The organism is Flavobacterium sp. 140616W15, from assembly GCF_003668995.1.
Taxonomy (GTDB): Bacteria; Bacteroidota; Bacteroidia; order Flavobacteriales; family Flavobacteriaceae; genus Flavobacterium.
Genome location: NZ_CP033068.1, coordinates 3,135,503 through 3,154,843, shown reverse-complemented (window position 1 = coordinate 3,154,843; position 19,341 = coordinate 3,135,503). Strand labels below are relative to the sequence as shown.

Below are 19,341 nucleotides of genomic sequence, written 5' to 3'. Positions count from 1 at the left end.
CACAGTTAAGAAGGTTTTTTAATCTGTGGCAAAAAATGGATCTTATTTTTTAAAATTCGTCAGTTGTTAAAGCGCGATTGATGAATTCATTTAATGGTTTTAATGCAATAAGTTTTTGACTCATTTTGGTAACAAAATCTTTTTGAGTTACTTCTTTGATATCGTATTTTTGAGTAGCAGTAAAACTTTTTAATTTTAAAAAGTCAATTGCAGGATGCTCTTTTTCGTATCCGCGCGGTGGGTTTTTTAGCGAATTGGTTTCGGTTACATCTAAGTTTTCGAATTCTTTGCTGAATTTCTTATCGGCAATAATTGCTTCTAAGTCATCATGAAAGAAAGCGATTTCTTTGCGTACTTTTTTTAAGTCTTCGGCTTCTGGGGAGTATAAGCCACCAGCTATAAAACTAGCGCCTTTTTCGATGTGAACATAGTATCCAGCACGATTTTGTCCTTTTACTCCAGTCGAGAGCCAAACACCTAGGTGCGCTTTGTATGGTGATTTATCTTTAGAGAAACGAATATCTCGGTTAATTCTGAATGTGCAATTTTTTACTTCTAATAGCTCCAATGAAGCGTCCATAGGTTTCATTGCGTCCAAAAAATCGGAAACTAGTTGATGGTAATCTTTTTTGAAGATTTCATAACGTTTTTTGTTTTCCAAAAACCAATCTCTGTTATTATTGACTTTTAAATCATCTAAAAATTGTAAACTTTCTTTAGTAAGCATATTTTTAGTTTTATTATAGTTGTTTTTTTAATTCATCTTCACTGATAAATCCTGTGTTTTTCCATTTTACTTCTTTATTCTCGTATAATAGTAGAGTAGGAAGCTGGTCGATTTTCATGTCTTTTACCAAAGTTTTATTTTGGTCAACGTCTATACGAATGATAACTACTTTATCGGCTAGTTCTTTTTGCATTTTAGTAAGGTATGGAGTCATTTGCTTGCAAGGACCACACCATTCAGCATAAAAATCAATCAAGACCTTTTTGTCTGTGTTTAATAAAGCAGCATAGTCTTGGCTTGACATTCCTACTGTTTTAGCATTTGGATTTGAATTAGAACGTCCTTCAGCGTTCCATTTCATAATTCCGCCATCAAGTTCGTATATGTTTGTAAAGCCTAATTCTTGTAGCTTTTGAGATGCTTTTTTACTTCTTCCGCCACTTAAGCAATATATAAAAACTGGTTTAGATTTATCAAAGGTTGCTGCTTTTGTAGCAAAGTCTTTGTCGTTCCAGTTTACATTTACTGCACTCTCAATATGTTCTGATGCAAATTCCTCAGGAGTTCTTACGTCTAAAATTTGAGGATTTTGGTTCGCGCTTAATTTTTCAGCAAAAGCAGTTGGTTCAATAACTTGGATGCTTTTAGAGGATTGTCCGTTGCAGGATGCAAATACAAAGGCAATTATGATAAGTAGTGTTTGTGGAAATTTCATAGTCTTTAAATTTATTATGTAGGCTAATTTAAGTGTTTTTTTTAATTTAAAAAACTACGCAAAATCATAAATTAAATATTTTGTAGCTCTGATGTGTAGATTTTACAATAGCTTCAGTTCGATCTGGATGGGTGTCTGAGATAAAAAGTTGTCCGAAAGTGTCATCGTTTACCATTTCGATAATTTTGGCTACCCGACTTTCATCTAATTTATCAAAGACATCATCAAAAAGTAAAATTGGTTTTACACCACTTTGTTTTTTTAAGAATTCAAATTGTGCCAATTTTAGAGCAATTAAAAATGATTTTTGCTGCCCTTGTGAGCCGAATTTTTTAATTGGGTGATTGTCGATTTCAAATGACAAATCGTCTTTGTGAATTCCGACACTTGTATAATGTAAAGCACGGTCTTTATTTATGTTTTCTTGTAACAGAGTGAGTAAGTCTTTTTCGAACAAGTGACTTTCGTAGACTAATTGAACTGTTTCTTCAGAACCTGTTATTGCATGATGATGTGCGTTGAAAATTGGAATAAATGCTTCTATGAATTGTTTCCTTTTTTCAAAAATAGATTTTCCATAGCTGTCCAATTGCTCATTATATATAGACAAGGTAACGTTATCAAAAACATGATTTAGTGCAAAATATTTAAGCAATGCATTACGTTGACTAATTACTTTTTGATATTGGATAAGCTGTTGTAGATAATGTGGGTCTAATTGTGAAATCACAGTATCCATGAATTTACGTCGCGTTTCGCTTCCTTCAACGATTAAATCTCTGTCGGCTGGCGAAATTATTACTAAAGGTATGAAGCCGATGTGATCAGAAAATTTATCATAGGCTTTGCCGTTTCTTTTTAGGATTTTTTTTTGTCCTTTTTTTAAACTGCAGACGATTTGTTCATTTCGTTCATTTTTTCTATCTCAGCATCTATAACAAAAAACTCTTCTCCGTGCTTGATATTCTGCACTGCCAAAGGATTAAAATAGCTTTTTCCGTAGGCTAGGTGGTAAATAGCATCGAGTACATTAGTTTTTCCAATGCCGTTTTTTCCAACGAAACAATTTATCTTTTTGTCAAATTCGAAACTGGCTTCAGAGAAATTTTTATAGTTGAATAAAGAAATTTTTTTTAAATACATTTTAAGCTGCTGAAATAAAGTTTGTTGTTGTTTTAATGTAACAATTTTTAAGCGTGTGCAAATTATCGAAAAATATCGATATAAACCGTTTTTTGGGGCTTGTGTGTGAATTATTTTGATTTTACTACAAGAAAAAGTACTATTTTGAGGGATATTTTTTTTAAATTAATTTAAAATTGATTTTTTTCATGTAAGTTTCAATAAAAATTTTATTTTTGCCGTTCACTAAATTAATTTTAAATGGCTACTTACAATAAAAGAGGATATAAAGCACCAAAAGAAAAAGAAGTTAAAGATGAAGTTGTTAATGAAGAACAACAAGTAATTCTTGATGGGAAAAACAGTAAAACTGCTGAAGTTTTTTCTAAATTAGATGAAACTGCTTCTAAGACTGAAGACTGGGTTGCTAGAAACCAAAAAATTATTATTGGATTAGTTGCTGCAATTGCTGTAGGAACTATTGGTTATTTGGCTTACCAAAAATTCATTGCTTCTCCTAAACAAGAAGAGGCAGCTAATGAAATGTTTGTTGCTCAACAAAATTTTGAAAAAGCAACTAATGGTGTAGCTAGTGATTCATTGTACAAATTAGCATTGAATGGTTCAGAAGGTAAATTTGGATTTTTGAAAATTGCAGATGAATACTCAGGAACAGATGCTGGAAATTTAGCAAATTATTATGCAGGTATTGCATACTTAAATACAGGTAAATATGATGAAGCTATCTCTTATTTAGGTAAATTTAAGTCTAAAGATTTAATTTTAGGTGCTTTGGCAAAAGGTGCAATAGGTGATGCTTATTCTCAAAAAAACCAACCAAAAGAAGCTTTAGATTATTATGTAAAAGCTGCTGAATCAAATAAAAATGATTTCACTACGCCACGTTTCTTGCTTAAGGCTGGAAAAACGGCTTTGGCTTTAGGTCAGAAATCAGATGCTCTTAAATATTTTACAGAAATTAAAGAGAGCTATGAGGCAACTCCAGAAGCTGCTTCTGTAGATGTTTTGATTGGTTTAGCACAATAAATAATTTATAGAGTTAGAAATTTAGATTTAAGATTTGTATTTTAGCAGTCTTAAATTGAAATTCTAAAATCTTAAATAGTAAAGATGGCTACCGAAAATAAAAATTTATCAGATTACGATAAAAACACAGTCCCAAATGCGAAAAATTTTCGATTTGGGATTGTTGTTTCTGAGTGGAATGACACTATAACAGAAGGTCTTTATAATGGCGCTTTTGAGGCATTCCTTGAAAATCAAGTTCCTGCTCAACAAATTATCCGATGGAATGTTCCTGGGAGTTTTGAGTTGATATATGGAGCAAAAAAAATGTTGCAAACTCAAAATGTTGATGCAGTTATTGTTATTGGATGTGTAATTCAGGGACAAACAAAGCATTTTGATTTTGTATGTGAAGGTGTAACGCAGGGAATTAAAGATTTGAATGTTCAAACAGATATTCCTGTTATTTTTTGTGTATTAACAGATAATAATATTCAACAATCTATTGATAGAAGTGGTGGTATTCACGGTAACAAAGGTACCGAAGCAGCTATTGCAGCTATAAAAATGGCATACATCCGTCAGCAAGCATCTTTAAATCAGTTTCAAGACCAACAGTTGTTGTCAGCTGGGGCACTTCAAATAGAAGACAAGCCATTGGAACTAGAAAAATAAAAAAAACATTTGTAAGAATATTGAAGCCTATACTGTGTAAAAACAGTATAGGTTTTTTTATGCTTTTTTTGTGATAGTTGTTGCTTTAAGGGTAGCTGGAAATTTAATATATTTAGTTGAGTTTTTAATTTGCTATTTCTATGAAAAAATATTTGCTTGCTATTCTTTTTATTTCTCTTTTTGGACAAGTTCAATCTCAGAATACAATTAATCAAAATCTAAAAGCCGAGTTAGATAGTATTTATAAATCGGATCAATTTTTTAGGGAATATCTTGATTCTGAAACCACTGATGCTCGTAAAAGTGAAATTTTGAAGGAAACAGGTTATGCTGATGATGGTTCTTTTAGAAGTAGAGTATGGTCAATGATTAATGTTCAAGATTCTATTAATATTATTAAAGTAGAAAAGATAATCTCAAGGTATGGTTATCCTGGGAAGAGTTTGGTTGGAGAACCAACAAATGAGTCTGCTTGGTATGTTATTCAACATAGTAAGAAAATTTCAAATTATTTACCGTTAATTGAAGAGGCTGCTACTAAAGGCGAAATTCCGTTTACGCGTTTTGCTATGATGCAAGATCGTTATTTGACACAACAAGGTAAAGAACAAATTTATGGAACGCAAGCACAAGGGAAATTAATAGCGAATAAGCAAACAGGAAAGAAAGAGTTCTTTACTTATATTTCTCCAATACAAAATCCAGAAAAGGTCAATGAGCGAAGAAAGAAAGCTGGTTTTACTACTACAGTCGAAGAAAATGCTAAAAGAATGAGGATTGAATATAAAGTTTATACGCTAGATGATATTGCCAAAATCTTTTGATTTGTCTGTAATTCCTTTAAGTGATAAGTACAATGTTTCTGTTTTTTAGGAGATTGTAGTTTTTGTTTTTTTATGAGTCTTTAAGCCAAAAAAACCAGCTAAAATTCATTAAATTTGTGCTTCTTGGTTTTGAAACTTTAAACCTTAACCTTTAATCTATTTTTTCTTAATGTCGAGTATTATACAATTACTACCTGATCATGTTGCCAATCAAATTGCTGCTGGAGAAGTGGTTCAAAGACCTGCTTCTGTGGTGAAAGAGCTTTTAGAAAACGCAGTCGATGCTAAAGCAACAGATATTAAATTAATCATCAAAGATGCAGGAAAGTCATTGGTACAAGTCATTGATAATGGTTCTGGGATGAGCGTTACTGATGCGCGTTTGTGTTTTGAACGTCATGCAACTTCTAAAATTCGCCAGGCTGAAGATTTATTTTCATTACATACCAAAGGATTCCGTGGAGAAGCGTTGGCTTCTATTGCGGCGATTGCTCATATGGAAATGAAAACGAAACAAGATCAGGAAGAGCTAGGAACACATATTGTTATTGAAGGGAGTAAATTTGTTTCACAAGAAGTTGCTGTTTTACCAGTAGGAACTTCATTTGCGGTTAAAAATTTGTTTTTTAATATTCCTGCCCGAAGAAACTTCTTAAAGTCGGATACGGTTGAATTTCGTCATGTTATGGATGAGTTTCAGCGTGTAGCTTTGGCACATGCTAATATTCATTTTACTTTTTACCACAACGGGAGTGAAATGTTTAATTTACCTCCTTCAAGTTTTAGACAGCGTGTTGTAGGTATTTTTGCAGGTAAGACAAATGAAAAATTAGTTCCTGTAAATGAAGAAACTGAAATCGTAGCCATAAAAGGGTTTGTAAGTAAGCCAGAATTTGCTAAAAAAAGTAGGGGAGAGCAGTTTTTCTTTGTGAATGATCGATTTATTAAAAGTAGTTATCTACATCATGCAGTTATGGCTGCTTATGATGGGATTTTAAAAGATGGTGCCCAGCCCAGTTATTTTTTATATTTGTCAGTGCCTCCTAATACTATTGATATTAATATCCATCCAACAAAAACTGAAATTAAGTTTGATGATGAACAGGCTTTATATGCTATTTTGAGAGCGTCAATTAAACACAGTTTAGGGCAATTTAATGTAGCTCCAGTTTTGGATTTTGATCGTGATGCTAATTTAGATACACCTTATCATTATAAAGATTTAGAAGGAGAAACGCCAACAATTCAAGTTGATGGTACTTATAATCCTTTTACAGATGACAAAACAAATAAACATTATTCGAATGCTGGGTCTAGCTTTAGTAGCGGATCTAGTTCAGGTAGTTCTGGTTCTAATTCGTATTCTAGCTATAAAAAGCCAGAACCAACTGCTAGTTGGGAAAGTTTATATGTTGGTTTAGAGCAAGATACCGAGGAAGTTGGGATGATGTCTTTTGAAAATGAAGAAGTAACTTCATCTTTGTTTAATGATAATGAAATTGAGCAAACAGTTCATAAGACTTATCAAATTCATAAAAAATATATTGTTTCGCCTATAAAATCAGGAATGGTGATTGTAGACCAACAACGGGCTCATCAGCGTATTTTATACGAACAGTTTTTGCATAATATGACTGTTAATCAGGCTTCTAGTCAGCAATTGTTGTTTCCTCTCAATTTGTTTTATTCATCTACAGATTTAGAAATTATCAAGGAATTGCAATTATCACTTGTAAATACCGGTTTTGTTTTTGAATCTTCTTCTGAAGATCATATTGTTATTTCAGGAATACCTGTTAATAGTACTGAGAGTGAAGTGTCGTTGGTTATAGAACAATTGTTGAGTGATTTGCAAGAGGGTATTCCTGAAAGTAGTTTTTCTCAAAATGATACCATTGCCAAATCGATGGCAAAAAGTATGGCAGTAAAAACAGGTTCGTACTTAACCGAAAAAGAACAAGATAATTTAGTAAACGGACTCTTTGCTTGTAAAGATCCAAATATTTCTCCATTTCAAAAACCAACTTTCATCACCATGCGTGTGGAAGATATAGATAAAAAGTTTGCCTTATGATGAATATGACTCCATTAGTAAAACAATTATTGATAATTAATATTATCTTTTTCCTTGGTTCACAATTAGTGCCAGTTTCTTATGAATATTTTTCGCTGTATTTTCCAGAGAATTATCAGTTTAAAATTTGGCAACCAATTACGCACATGTTTATGCACGGAGGATTTATGCATATTGCATTTAACATGTTTGCATTAGTTTCTTTCGGATCTGCGTTAGAGCATTTTTGGGGTGGCAAAAAGTTTTTATTCTTTTATATTTCATGTGGATTAGGAGCTGCTTTGTTGCAATTAGGATTTAATTATCTTCAAATACAGAATACTTTGGAAGCGGCATCTACTTTAGGGCTGTCAGATAATGCAATACATCAAATATTAAACGTGAATTTCACAGATGGTACAAGTTATCGTGGTGATTTATTTATGGACGGAATCAGACCAATTTTAGAGAAAGCTGGGAAAATTAATTTATTAAATGAAGTTAATTTTAAAAGTTTATTCGATGCCTCTATAATTAACCAAACTCCAATGGTTGGGGCTTCGGGTGCGATTTATGGGCTTTTGGTTGCTTTTGCGTTTATGTTTCCTAATGCAGAGTTAGCACTTATGTTTATTCCAGTGCCTATTAAAGCTAAATATTTTGTTCCAGGAATTATCGCAGTAGATTTGTTTTTAGGTTTTCAAGGAAATTCATTGTTCGGAAGCGGAGGTACAGGAATAGCTCATTTTGCACACGTTGGAGGTGCACTTGTAGGATATTTAATGATGTGGTATTGGAAAAAGACACAGTTTAATAATAATCGTTGGAATTAATTTTTTAGCTTTATTACTTAAATTTTAAACACAAAACACATATGAATATTTTAGATGATTTAAAGTTACAATACAAATTAGGAGGCATCGCTCAGCGAGTAATCTATTGGAATATTGCCTGTTTTCTTATTTCATTGGTGTTTTTTTACCAGTTTTCAATAGGGCAATTTGCTTTTCCGAGTTGGTTGGCGCTATCATCTGATCCATCAGATTTTTTATTCAAGCCTTGGACATTTCTTACGTATGCTTTTTTTCATGATGGATTTTTGCATTTGTTGTTTAATATGTTGGTATTGAATTTTGCAAGTTCTTTGTTCTTGACTTTTTTTACTGAAAAACAATATTTGGGATTGTATGTCTTAAGTGCAATCTTTGCAGGTGTTGTATTTGCGCTTAGCTTTTATTTTCTAGACCTTAGTTCTTCTGTAGTTGGAGCTTCGGGTGCTATTATGGCAATTTTAGTTGCTACAACAACTTATCAGCCATTAATGACTGTGCGTTTGTTACTTATTGGTAATGTAAAATTGTGGCATATCACTCTTGTTATATTGGTATTAGATCTAATGCAGTTTCGATTAGGTAATATGGGAGGACATATTTCTCATCTTGCAGGAGCAATATTTGGATTCGCTTTTATTAAATTATTGCAAAGTGGGTATGATCCTAGTAAGATTGTAACTCGTGTTTTAGATTTTTTTACTAATCTGTTTAAGAAATCACCATCAACACCTTTTAAGAAAGTACATAAAAATTATAATAACGTACCTACTCAAAGAACTACTTCTAAGATTATTACTAAAGATAAAACGCAACAACAAATTGATGAGATCTTAGATAAAATTAGTCAGTCAGGTTATGATTGTTTAACAAAAGAAGAAAAAGAATTTTTATTTAAGGCAGGGAAATAAAAATTACTAATTAAAAAGGGAATGAAAAATCTTTCATGGTTTAATAAAATAATGTTCTTTTTGAATATAGTACTTACTGTATTGACATTTAGCGCATATATTTTACCTTTTTAGCTCCCAAGATTTTTCCTCTTTTGTCAGTATTGACTTTGTTTATGCCGTTGTTCTTTGTTTTTAATGCATTGTTCTTTTTTTATTGGGCTATCCAGTTTAAAAAACGAATGATTCTATCAGGATTGGTTCTTTTAATGGGGATTACTTTTATAAATAAATTCTATAAATTTTCTGCCAAAGAATATGTTGAGAGCGAAAAGGATTTTACAGTCATGAGCTATAATGTACGACTGTTTAATGTTTTTAAATGGATTGATAGAGAAGATGTTTCTTTGGATATAAAAGCTTTTATAGATGAGAAAAATCCAGATATTTTATGCATTCAGGAATTTTCAAATTCTGCACATATTGATCTAAAAGCATATCCACATAGGTATATCTTTATGGAAGGAAATAAGATTAAAACTGGTCAAGCTATTTTTTCTAAGTTTCCTATATTATATCAAGGTAATATTGTTTTTCCTAATTCGAATAACAATGTAATCTATGCTGATATAAAACGTGGTAAGGATATTATTAGGGTTTATAATATGCATTTGCAGTCAATAAAAATTTCACCAGATGTTAATGAGATTTCTGATAACATTGATGTGATGAATCAAGAAAAATCACAGCTTATTCTTTCTAGAATTAGTAAGGCATTTAAGCAACAACAAGAACAGGCAGAAATATTTAGAGAGAATAAAAAAGAATGTGCCTATCCTCTTATTATATGTGGGGATATGAATAATAGTCCTTTTTCTTACGTATATCGTAATATTAAGGGTAAACTAAAAGATAGTTTTGAAGAAGCTGGAGAAGGATTTGGAGCTACATATAAGTTTCGTTATTATCCTGCGAGAATCGATTACATTTTTGCCGATAATAAAATGAAAGTAAAGAAATTTGAAAGTTTTTCAGATTTTGAAAACTCAGATCATTTTCCAGTTTTGGCAACACTTTCTATGGAATAATACAGAAAACTATATTTTCTGATTCTTTAAATATTCCATTGCATACTTTCCTTCGTTAAAGATTAGGTCTAATACACTCAGATTGTTTATAAAACCGTGTTTATCATCAAAGACCTGAGTATAGGTTTCGAAGGTGTTATTGTCTTTTTTTCCGTTTGCTAAGGCTCTAAAATCTAAAACAGCACTATCTGTATCGTGAAAGTATTCTGAGGTCTTAGTGTACTCTAATTTCATGCGTAAGCATTTAGAAATAATATCCAAAGTCTCAAAATTTAAATCTATTAAAAATTGATGTTTTTTTTCGAAAATAGGACGGATGTCATCTTCAAAAAATTCAAAAAACGGCGAACTTCTATAAGCGGCTTCCAATGATTTAAAATGCTGTTTTTGCCAATCAAATTCATTTTCTATTTGAATCTCTTTGGTCTTTTGATGTGCATTTTTAGAATGTTTTACAGGTATGTTTAGTAGCTGTATTCCGTTTGGACTATAGATATAAGTGCGGTTTCTATTGGTTTGTTTTTGGAAATTATCTTCTATTTCAAATGTAATGCTTTCAGATTGTGCCATAACAGCACAATGACTAATTGAAGGGAAATAGGTTGGAAGTAATAGTGAATTCATGTGATTTTTTGTTTGATTGGTTAATCATTTAATTGTCTAGAAATACAGGTAAACAATTAACCAGTTCAACGAATAAATGGATTATGCTTTTTTCTCTTTTCTTTTTCTCCAGAAGTACTCACCAACAAAGTAGGCTGCCAAAAGGAATAAGAAATGTTTAAAGTAAGATTGTGGTTGTCCTTCGCCATCTACAGTAGTAAAAACTCTATCCCAACGAACTTTATTAAGTCCTTTACCATGAGTATCCCAGCTCATCCATATAAACACTGGTTTCCCTATAACATGATCAAAGGGCACAAAACCCCAATATCTGGCATCGATAGAGTTGTCTCTATTATCACCCATCATCCAATAGTAATTTTGCTTAAATGTATAAGTGGTTGTAGGTTTGCCATTAATTAAAATTTGATTTCCTTTAACGACTAGATTATTGCCTTCGTATTCTGTAATTAGACGTTTGTAAAGAGGTAAAATATTTAAATTGATTTCGATTGTTTTTCCTTTTTGAGGAATATAAATTGGACCAAAAAAATCATTGTTCCAATTGTAGTTTTTATTGTGTGGGAATATCTTAGAATCCCTTTCGCCTTTGTTTTCTTTTCTTAATTCAAGACTTTCTATATATGGATTATTTTTTGCTATGGCAATGGCTTCTGGAGTCGCTTGTATGTAATAAGTATCCGTTTTAGAATCGTAACCTAGATCATCAGTAATATCATATTGTCTTAAAAGATTAGCCACCTCTTCGTATGACGAGAATTTAACTTTAAATTTGACATTGTAAGAGAATTGTAGTTTGACTCTTTCTGTCGATTTCATTTCCTTTCCATTAATAAAAACAAGACCATTCCTTATTTCCAGAGTATCTCCAGGAACTCCAACGCATCTTTTTACCAAGTTAGTTTTTTTGTCAATCGGTTTGTAATAATTTCTATCAGGTGAAAAATTATTCATGTCCAAAAGAGTATCTGCTGGTTGATTAAATACAACAATATCATTGCGTTTTATTTCTTGAAAACCAGGGAGTCTTAAGTAAGGTAATTGAAACTTGTTTAAAAGTGAAGTTTTCTTTTTTGTGATGTCATCGCTGAATAGATAGGATTTCTTTTTGAAGAAAGGAATCGTATCGTGTACCATTGGTAGTGCTACTGTTGTCATTGGTACTCTTGCTCCGTAATTTATTTTACTTACAAATAGAAAGTCTCCAACAAGTAATGATTTTTCTAATGATGAACTTGGTATAGTAAATGGTTGAATAATATACGTATGAACTAAAGTTGCAACTATTATAGCAAAAAGGAGTGAGCTAAATGTGTCAGCAGTTTTATTTTCGGCTTTTAAATTTCTATTGGCATTATAATCTAATTTTTGTGTATAGTTTACATAATAGATATAAAACCCGAAAGTAACAAGGCCTAAAATAGTATCTAAGGTTGTTTTTTTACCAAAAGTTCGTAGCGTTTCAATCCAAACTATAGGAAACATAATCAGGTTGATAATCGGAATAAAAAGTAACAACGTCCACCAAGTAGGTCGCCCTATAATTTTCATCAATACAATAGAGTTGTATACAGGAATTGCAGCTTCCCAGCTTTTTCTTCCAGCGGCCTCATATAATTTCCATGTTCCTAAAAAATGAATTACTTGGATAATTAAGAAGTATACAAACCATGTATAAAGTGTCATGTTGATTTTTTTTTAAGTCAAGATTATTTTTTAAGACCTAGATGTTATAGGTTTTTTTTCTCTTTTCTTTTTTTCCAGAAATATTCTCCAATGAAAAAAGCGGCTAGGGCAAATAAGAAATATTTAAAGTACGACTGTGGTTGTCCTTCACCGTTTACAGTAGTGAAAACTCTGTCCCAACGAACTTTGTTTATTCCTTTTCCATTAGTATCCCAACTCATCCAAATAAAAACTGGTTTTCCTACAATGTGATTTTCTGGAACGTAACCCCAATAACGGCTATCTTCTGAGTTATGACGGTTGTCTCCCATCATCCAGTAATAATCTTGCTTAAAAGTATATGTTGTTGCAATTTTACCATTAATAAATATTTCAGAACCTTTTACTTCTAAATTGTTTCCTTCATATTCTTTTATAATTGCTTTGTAAAAAGGCAATGATTTGGTTGTCAATGCAACCGTTTTTCCTTTTTGAGGAATGTATATCGGACCAAAATTATCTGCATTCCAATTGTCTAATTGTGGAAAAATTCCAGGGTCAACGCCTTTTGAAATTTCTCTTTTTACATTAGTAATTCCAGGAATGTTTCTTAATCTTTCTGCGCTAGCTTCAGTTAAAGCTCTAAAATAAAGCGTGTCTCTTTTTACATCATCTTTAAAGCCTGCGCCGTCAGTGATATCTAATTCTCTTATTAAAGATTCAAAATCGATAGGGGTTTTTCCGTCTAGGGCTACTGCATAAGAGTATTGTGGTTTAGCCCTTTCTGGTAAAACCAATACTTTTCCGTTAATGTAAACGATTCCATCTTTTATTGCTAAGCTATCGCCAGGAATACCAACACATCTTTTTACATAATTTGATTTTTTATCAATTGGTTTATCTGCTCTTCTTCCAGAAGTATCAAAAAACTTATAAACGGTATCCATTGGCCAGTTAAAAACAACAATATCGGACCTTTTTATTTGCTCAAAAGCAGGAAGTCTAAAATAAGGTAATTGTGGCCATTTTAGATATGATTTTTGTTTAGTCATTGGTATAGAGTCATGAACCATTGGCAAAGCAACGGTAGTCATAGGAACTCTAGGACCATAGTTTAACTTGCTTACAAATAAAAAGTCACCAATAAGTAATGATTTTTCTAATGAAGAAGTTGGGATTGTATATGGTTGTACAATATAAGTATGAACTAAAGTAGCGACAATTATAGCAAAAAGGAGTGAGCTAACTGTATCGGCAGCTTTGCTTTCTGGAACTAGACTTCTATTTGGATTATGAACTAATTTTTGAGTGTAATTCACGTAATAGATGTAAAAACCAAAAGTTACAAGACCTAAAACGGTGTCTAAAGTAGATTTCTTTCCAAAAGATCTTAAGGTTTCAATCCATACAACAGGAAACATAATCAAGTTAATGATTGGGATAAAAAGCAATATTGTCCACCAAGTTGGTCGACCAATGATTTTCATTAGTATGATAGCATTATATATAGGAATCGCTGCTTCCCAACTTTTTCTTCCTGCAGCTTCATATAATTTCCAAGTCCCTATAAAGTGAATAACTTGCACTGCTAAGAAGAATACAAACCATAAATATAGTGTCATACTAATTTGTTTTAAAGTTTAAAATATAAGTTTTCGCTAAACGAATTTTTATATTTCTAATGTTGTTTTATTTAAAATTCCAAGACATCTTTCATTGTAAAGATACCTTGTTTTCCAGCAAGCCATTCTGCAGCCATTACTGCTCCAAGAGCAAAGCCTTCTCGATTATGTGCTGTATGTTTAATTTCTATACTGTCAATACCTGAATTGTATGTTACGGTATGTGTACCAGGAACAGTGCCAATTCTTTTGGCTTCGATATGAATTTCTGTAGGTTTTGCCTCGTCTAGAGTCCAGTTGGTATAAGGGCTATTTTCGATTACGCCTTTGGCTAATGAAATAGCGGTCCCACTTGGAGCGTCTAATTTTTGAGTATGATGGATTTCTTCCATTTCTACTTTGTAGCTGTCAAATTTAGACATGATTCTGGCTAAATGCTCATTAAGTTCAAAGAAGATATTTACGCCTAAGCTAAAATTTGAACTAGAAATGAATCCTCCTTTTTTTTCATTGCAAAGAGCAACCATTTCATCATAATGTTCTAACCAGCCCGTTGTTCCGGAAACTACAGGAACATTGTTGTTAAAACAATTGGAGATGTTTGCAACTGCAGCTGTTGGAACGCTAAAATCGATGGCTACATTGGCATTTTCAAGTCCTTCGTAAGTATTGAATTCATCTTTTTTCAAGACAATTTCGTGACCTCTTTCTAAAGCAATTCTTTCGATTACTTGCCCCATTTTTCCGTATCCTAAAAGCGCAATTTTCATTTGTGATTGTGTGTTATGTTTTAAAAATGCTGTTTATATGTGCAGTATTTTAAAAGTGGTAATTAAAAGTTAGTCCAACGTTTGGTCTTAATGTTACATCGTCGGGGTAAATTTCTGGGCGTAATGATAGTCTTTCGTTAACATTAAATTGAATCAATGCTGCGTCAACATTTGCATCTATTATATTTAAAACATAAAAGCCCAAGGTTACTAGGGCAGATAGATCTCGATTACGTTGATAGAATTTTTGACCTGCAATAAGTCTGCTGTCGTCTAAATATTTATAGTCGTCATCATTGTAGCCTTCCAATCTTCGTTTGTAAGCATCTCTATATTGATGGTATTTTTTGTTGTTATCAAGATAGAAATATAAACTTGTTCCGATGGCTCCATAGACAAGGGGGATTTTCCAATATTTTTTATTGTATGCTTGTCCTAAACCTGGCAAAATAGCAGAGTAAAACGCCGCCTTTGCAGGAGTAAGTGGATCTATGTCATTCGATTTAAGAGTGTCTTTTGCTACCAAGGTAGCATCTTCTTTTTTTGACTGAGCAAAAACAGTTGTGCTTCCTAATAAGAAAAATAATAGACCTATGAAAATTATTCTATTCACTGCTATTTATTAATTTAATGATTCTAGCAAAGTCTTGTTCTGAGTGGAATGGAATTGTAATTTTTCCTTTTCCGTTTCCTGCTACTTTGATGTCAACTTTTGCGCCAAAATAATTTGTAAATGTACTTTTTTGATCTTCTTCAATATCAAATGAAGAATTGTTTGGTTTTCCTGCAGGTTTTGGTTTTAAACTTTCATGATAATTTTTTACCAATGCTTCTGTTTCGCGTACAGATAAATTACGGCTAACTATTTTTTGATAGATGTCAGTTTGAACATCTAAATCTTCAATGTTTATAATTGCACGACCATGTCCCATACTAATAAAACCATCACGAATACCAGTTTGGATAATCGGATCAAGTTTCAAAAGACGTAAGTAGTTTGCAATTGTAGAACGTTTTTTACCAACACGGTCACTCATTTGTTCTTGAGTTAACTGTATTTCATCAATTAAGCGTTGGTAAGAAAGTGCAATTTCTATCGGATCTAAGTCATGACGTTGAATGTTTTCAACCAATGCCATCACTAATGATTCGTTGTCATTTGCAATTCGGATGTATGCAGGTACAGTATTTAAGCCAACTAATGTTGAAGCACGTAAACGACGTTCTCCAGAAATTAATTGGTATTTGTTAAAGTCTAATTTTCGAACAGTTATAGGTTGAATCACACCAAGTTCTTTGATAGAAGTGGCTAGCTCGCGTAACGATTCTTCATTAAAATTGCTTCGTGGTTGAAACGGATTTATTTCGATAGCACTAATTTCAAGCTCTATGATATTTCCAACAACCTTATCAGCATTTTTATCATCTACGGATTTTATATCGTTTTCCGGATCTTTTAATAATGCAGACAATCCTCTTCCTAAGGCTTGTTTTTTAATCGCTTTTGTCATAAAAACTATTTACTGTTTTTCTTTATAATTTCTTGAGCCAAGTTGATATAGTTAACCGCTCCTTTACTTGTAGCGTCATAGTTTATAATGCTTTCGCCAAAACTAGGAGCTTCACTTAATTTTACATTTCGTTGGATAACGGTATCAAAAACCATATCGTTAAAGTGCTTTTGAACCTCTTCAACAACTTGATTTGATAATCGTAATCTCGAATCGTACATGGTTAGTAACAATCCTTCAATATCCAAGTCAGGGTTGTGAATTTTTTGGATGCTTTTAATAGTGTTTAGTAATTTTCCTAAACCTTCAAGTGCAAAATATTCGCATTGAATTGGAATAACTACAGAGTCAGCCGCTGTTAAAGCATTAAGAGTTAAAAGCCCTAATGAAGGTGCACAATCAATAATGATATAATCGTACTCATCTTTAACACTTTCTAATGCTTTTTTTAGCATGTATTCTCTGTTTTCTTTATCGACCAATTCGATTTCGATAGCAACAAGGTCAATGTGAGCTGGAATCACATCTACATTTGGAGCTGTACATTGAACAATAGCTTCTTTTGGCGTGTGACTGTGTTCCAGTATTTGATAGGTTCCAATCTCAACAACTTCTACGTCAATACCAAGTCCCGATGTAGCATTGGCTTGAGGGTCAGCATCTATTAGTAATACTTTTTTTCTAAAACACCTAATGAGGCTGCAAGATTTACAGATGTTGTAGTCTTTCCAACGCCTCCTTTTTGATTAGCAATCGCAATGATTTTGCCCATTTATTTTCTGAATTTTGAACCGTAAAAATACGATTATTTATGGTTTTTGAAAATCTATTTTGTTAACATTTGTTAAACCTTGATTAATTGTAGTTTGACAGCGTACTATTTTTAAAATAGATAATATTTTTAAAAGACGATTTCAATTTGTTTGTTTCTTTTTTTTGTTTTCCTATTTGCATATTGTTCGAAATAATAACTTATTAGAGAGGGTTGAATGTTAATTGATTGTTCTAAAATAGTTTTACGATACAGATGATGTATTGTTATTTGAGAAGGTTTTCAGGTTTGTTGATTATTCTCTCTTGTTTATTTGTATTTTGATGATTTCTTCTTGTGTAATTTTAAAAGTAGAAGATCATGTTTTCTCAATAGACGTATTTCTTAATAATAGAAAGAGGAGGGGTTTCTATTTGTTTCTTTGTAGTTTTATCATTGGGTTATTTTCTTTCTTGGTTTAAGTATAGCTTTTGTTGTTCGTAAAGAATAAACTAAAAAGTCAAATAATAATCGCAAAAGGAAAATTTCATTAAAAAAAATAATAAAACACTTTGAGTGGTAAATATAATAACATTTTAATACTGTTGAAGTATTTTGATGAATTTTATCTGTATGAAAATAAATTGATTTTAATGTGGAGTGGTTTTTGTTGTTTGTCTTCTAGAGTCTTTTATATTTTTAAGTGTACTGCTTACATTAGATATTGTGAGAGGATTTGGTGAAAAAAGAACATAGATATTTTCTGCTTCGCCTGTTTTTATATACTCCTAGTCTGCTGATTCATGATGTTATTTTGCTGTTGATGGTTTAAATGCAGTTTGAAAACAATAAAATAACTTCAAAAAGTTCTCTTGCCACGGGTTATGAAGCCGATGGTTTTGAAGCGTTATTAAATAAGGATATTGATAAATCTTTGACTGCTTTTAAAAGCTGCTACACTGTTTATCCGACTTTTCGCAATTGTGATGAGATTAGAAAGTTGTTGCTTTCTAATCAAAGTGCTTTAAAAGACCCTGGTAGTAGTAAATGGAGAGATATCTATAAGACTATTTTGGCAAGTTTGACGTATCGTCTTAGTCCAAGTATTATTCAAAGGCTGGAAAGAGCATCTCAATGATTACGTAGAATTAAAAATAGTTTTGTTTCTTGATCAACAATATATTGGAGCAAAAAAAAAGTCTTTTCAAATTGATGAAAAGACTTTTGTCGGGGTGGCAGGATTCGAACCTGCGGCCTCCTGCTCCCAAAGCAGGCGCGATAACCGGGCTACGCTACACCCCGTAAGCGGGTGCAAAGATACACAAATATTCCAGTTGTCAAAACTATTTTGCAAAATAAATAAAATTTATTTTGATATAAATATTTAGGATTCATTTAAGACACTAATTTTTAGAATAAAGTATACATTTGTATTTCAGAAAAAAATAAAATTATGTCAGATACAATTGAAAAAATTAAATGCCTAATTATAGGTTCTGGGCCAGCAGGTTATACCGCTGCTATATATGCCGCCAGAGCTAATATGAATCCAGTTTTATACCAAGGAATGCAACCTGGAGGACAATTAACAACTACAAACGAAGTAGAAAATTTCCCAGGATACGTTGATGGAGTTACAGGGCCAGAAATGATGATTCAATTGCAAAAGCAAGCGGAACGCTTTGGTGCTGATATCCGTGATGGTTGGGCAACAAAAGTAGATTTCTCTGGAGATATTCATAAAGTATGGATTAATGATACTATCGAATTGCATTGTGAAACAGTAATTATTTCTACTGGAGCATCTGCTAAATACCTAGGTTTACCATCAGAACAACATTATTTAAAAATGGGAGGTGGAGTTTCTGCTTGTGCTGTTTGCGACGGGTTCTTTTATAGAAATCAAGAAGTTGTTATTGTTGGTGCAGGAGATTCAGCTTGTGAAGAAGCACACTACCTATCTAAACTTTGTAAAAAAGTTACCATGTTGGTAAGAAGCGAGAAGTTCAGAGCATCAAAAATAATGGAAGAGCGTGTTCGTAAAACGGAGAATATTGAAATCTTAATGAACCATGATACGGTAGAAGTAATCGGAGATGAGCAAGTAGTTACTGCGGTAAAAGCAAAAAACAAAACTACAGGTGAAATTTTTGATATTCCAGCAACAGGATTTTTCGTTGCAATTGGACATAAACCAAACACCGATATCTTTAAAGATTATTTAACGCTTGATGAAACAGGATATATAATCAATACTCCAGGAACATCTAATACTAATGTTGCAGGTGTATTTGTAGCAGGAGATGCTGCAGACCATGTATATCGCCAAGCAATTACTGCTGCAGGTACAGGATGTATGGCTGCCTTAGATGCTGAAAGATATTTGGCTTCAAAAGACTAATTAGTTTTTTGTTCTTTATAAAAAAAGTCCCAATCGATATAGATTGG

Annotated in this window: 16 protein-coding genes, 1 tRNA gene and 3 pseudogenes; 9 read left to right on the top strand and 11 right to left on the bottom strand. The window is 32.3% G+C overall.

Translation table 11 applies throughout. From position 1 onward, the window contains the following. Window positions 1-49: 49 nt before the first annotated feature. The 3 genes and pseudogenes from EAG11_RS13690 to EAG11_RS13680 form a co-directional block, all read right to left on the bottom strand. Entirely contained in the window at window positions 50-727 is a 678-nt protein-coding gene (locus tag EAG11_RS13690) for a DUF2461 domain-containing protein (protein ID WP_129539661.1), read from the bottom strand. Between the two features lie 13 nt (window positions 728-740). After that, window positions 741-1,442 carry a thioredoxin domain-containing protein gene (locus EAG11_RS13685; protein ID WP_129539660.1) on the bottom strand — a complete coding sequence of 234 codons (702 nt, stop codon included), beginning with the start codon at window positions 1,440-1,442 and terminating at the stop codon, window positions 741-743. 64 nt (window positions 1,443-1,506) lie between these two features. Beyond that, window positions 1,507-2,585, bottom strand: a pseudogene (locus EAG11_RS13680) (DNA replication/repair protein RecF). 240 nt (window positions 2,586-2,825) lie between these two features. Here EAG11_RS13680 and EAG11_RS13675 point away from each other — a divergent pair. The 7 genes and pseudogenes from EAG11_RS13675 to EAG11_RS13645 all read left to right on the top strand — a co-directional run bounded on the left by EAG11_RS13675 (window position 2,826) and on the right by EAG11_RS13645 (window position 9,950). Next, window positions 2,826-3,611, top strand: coding sequence for a tol-pal system YbgF family protein (locus tag EAG11_RS13675; RefSeq protein WP_129539659.1), 786 nt, complete (start codon window positions 2,826-2,828; stop codon window positions 3,609-3,611). A gap of 84 nt (window positions 3,612-3,695) precedes the next feature. Continuing rightward, window positions 3,696-4,265: a 6,7-dimethyl-8-ribityllumazine synthase gene (gene ribH / locus EAG11_RS13670; protein ID WP_129539658.1), complete on the top strand. Its 570-nt coding sequence runs from the start codon at window positions 3,696-3,698 to the stop codon at window positions 4,263-4,265. 140 nt (window positions 4,266-4,405) lie between these two features. Further along, on the top strand, window positions 4,406-5,089 hold the full coding sequence (locus tag EAG11_RS13665; RefSeq protein ID WP_129539657.1) for a DUF6624 domain-containing protein: 684 nt from the start codon (window positions 4,406-4,408) through the stop codon (window positions 5,087-5,089). 169 nt (window positions 5,090-5,258) lie between these two features. After that, window positions 5,259-7,163 (top strand): DNA mismatch repair endonuclease MutL, encoded by a 1,905-nt coding sequence (gene mutL / locus EAG11_RS13660; RefSeq protein ID WP_129539656.1) that lies wholly within the window; start codon window positions 5,259-5,261, stop codon window positions 7,161-7,163. Further along, window positions 7,160-7,975, top strand: a complete 816-nt coding sequence (locus tag EAG11_RS13655) for a rhomboid family intramembrane serine protease (RefSeq protein WP_129539655.1) — start codon at window positions 7,160-7,162, stop codon at window positions 7,973-7,975. The genes mutL and EAG11_RS13655 overlap by 4 nt, the downstream gene beginning before the upstream one ends. Before the next feature lie 41 nt (window positions 7,976-8,016). After that, window positions 8,017-8,883 carry a rhomboid family intramembrane serine protease gene (locus EAG11_RS13650; protein WP_129539654.1) on the top strand — a complete coding sequence of 289 codons (867 nt, stop codon included), beginning with the start codon at window positions 8,017-8,019 and terminating at the stop codon, window positions 8,881-8,883. 21 nt (window positions 8,884-8,904) lie between these two features. Continuing rightward, window positions 8,905-9,950, top strand: a pseudogene (locus EAG11_RS13645) (endonuclease/exonuclease/phosphatase family protein). Between the two features lie 9 nt (window positions 9,951-9,959). Here EAG11_RS13645 and EAG11_RS13640 read toward each other — a convergent pair. The 7 genes and pseudogenes from EAG11_RS13640 to EAG11_RS13610 all read right to left on the bottom strand — a co-directional run bounded on the left by EAG11_RS13640 (window position 9,960) and on the right by EAG11_RS13610 (window position 16,914). Continuing rightward, window positions 9,960-10,574 carry a WbqC family protein gene (locus EAG11_RS13640; protein WP_129539653.1) on the bottom strand — a complete coding sequence of 205 codons (615 nt, stop codon included), beginning with the start codon at window positions 10,572-10,574 and terminating at the stop codon, window positions 9,960-9,962. An 81-nt stretch (window positions 10,575-10,655) separates the two neighbouring features. Further along, entirely contained in the window at window positions 10,656-12,260 is a 1,605-nt protein-coding gene (lepB, locus tag EAG11_RS13635; protein ID WP_129539652.1) for a signal peptidase I, read from the bottom strand. A gap of 44 nt (window positions 12,261-12,304) precedes the next feature. Further along, entirely contained in the window at window positions 12,305-13,861 is a 1,557-nt protein-coding gene (lepB, locus tag EAG11_RS13630) for a signal peptidase I (RefSeq protein ID WP_129539651.1), read from the bottom strand. 71 nt (window positions 13,862-13,932) lie between these two features. After that, a complete protein-coding gene (dapB, locus tag EAG11_RS13625) occupies window positions 13,933-14,631 on the bottom strand; it encodes a 4-hydroxy-tetrahydrodipicolinate reductase (protein WP_129539650.1) in 699 nt (232 codons plus the stop codon). Window positions 14,632-14,680: 49 nt separating this feature from the next. Continuing rightward, window positions 14,681-15,244 (bottom strand): DUF5683 domain-containing protein, encoded by a 564-nt coding sequence (locus EAG11_RS13620; protein ID WP_129539649.1) that lies wholly within the window; start codon window positions 15,242-15,244, stop codon window positions 14,681-14,683. Continuing rightward, the gene (locus tag EAG11_RS13615) at window positions 15,237-16,142 is read right to left on the bottom strand and encodes a ParB/RepB/Spo0J family partition protein (RefSeq protein WP_129539648.1); all 906 of its coding nucleotides are present in this window, start codon (window positions 16,140-16,142) and stop codon (window positions 15,237-15,239) included. Before EAG11_RS13615 ends, EAG11_RS13620 begins: the two co-directional genes overlap by 8 nt. Window positions 16,143-16,147: 5 nt before the next feature. Beyond that, window positions 16,148-16,914: pseudogene (locus tag EAG11_RS13610) on the bottom strand (ParA family protein). An 811-nt stretch (window positions 16,915-17,725) separates the two neighbouring features. Between EAG11_RS13610 and EAG11_RS13605 the strand changes: the two are divergent. After that, window positions 17,726-18,031, top strand: a complete 306-nt coding sequence (locus EAG11_RS13605; protein WP_129539647.1) for a hypothetical protein — start codon at window positions 17,726-17,728, stop codon at window positions 18,029-18,031. A gap of 89 nt (window positions 18,032-18,120) precedes the next feature. Here EAG11_RS13605 and EAG11_RS13600 read toward each other — a convergent pair. Beyond that, a tRNA-Pro gene (locus EAG11_RS13600) sits at window positions 18,121-18,195 on the bottom strand. A 151-nt stretch (window positions 18,196-18,346) separates the two neighbouring features. Here EAG11_RS13600 and trxB point away from each other — a divergent pair. Then, window positions 18,347-19,294, top strand: coding sequence for a thioredoxin-disulfide reductase (gene trxB, locus EAG11_RS13595; RefSeq protein WP_129539646.1), 948 nt, complete (start codon window positions 18,347-18,349; stop codon window positions 19,292-19,294). The last annotated feature ends 47 nt before the right edge of the window (window positions 19,295-19,341 follow it).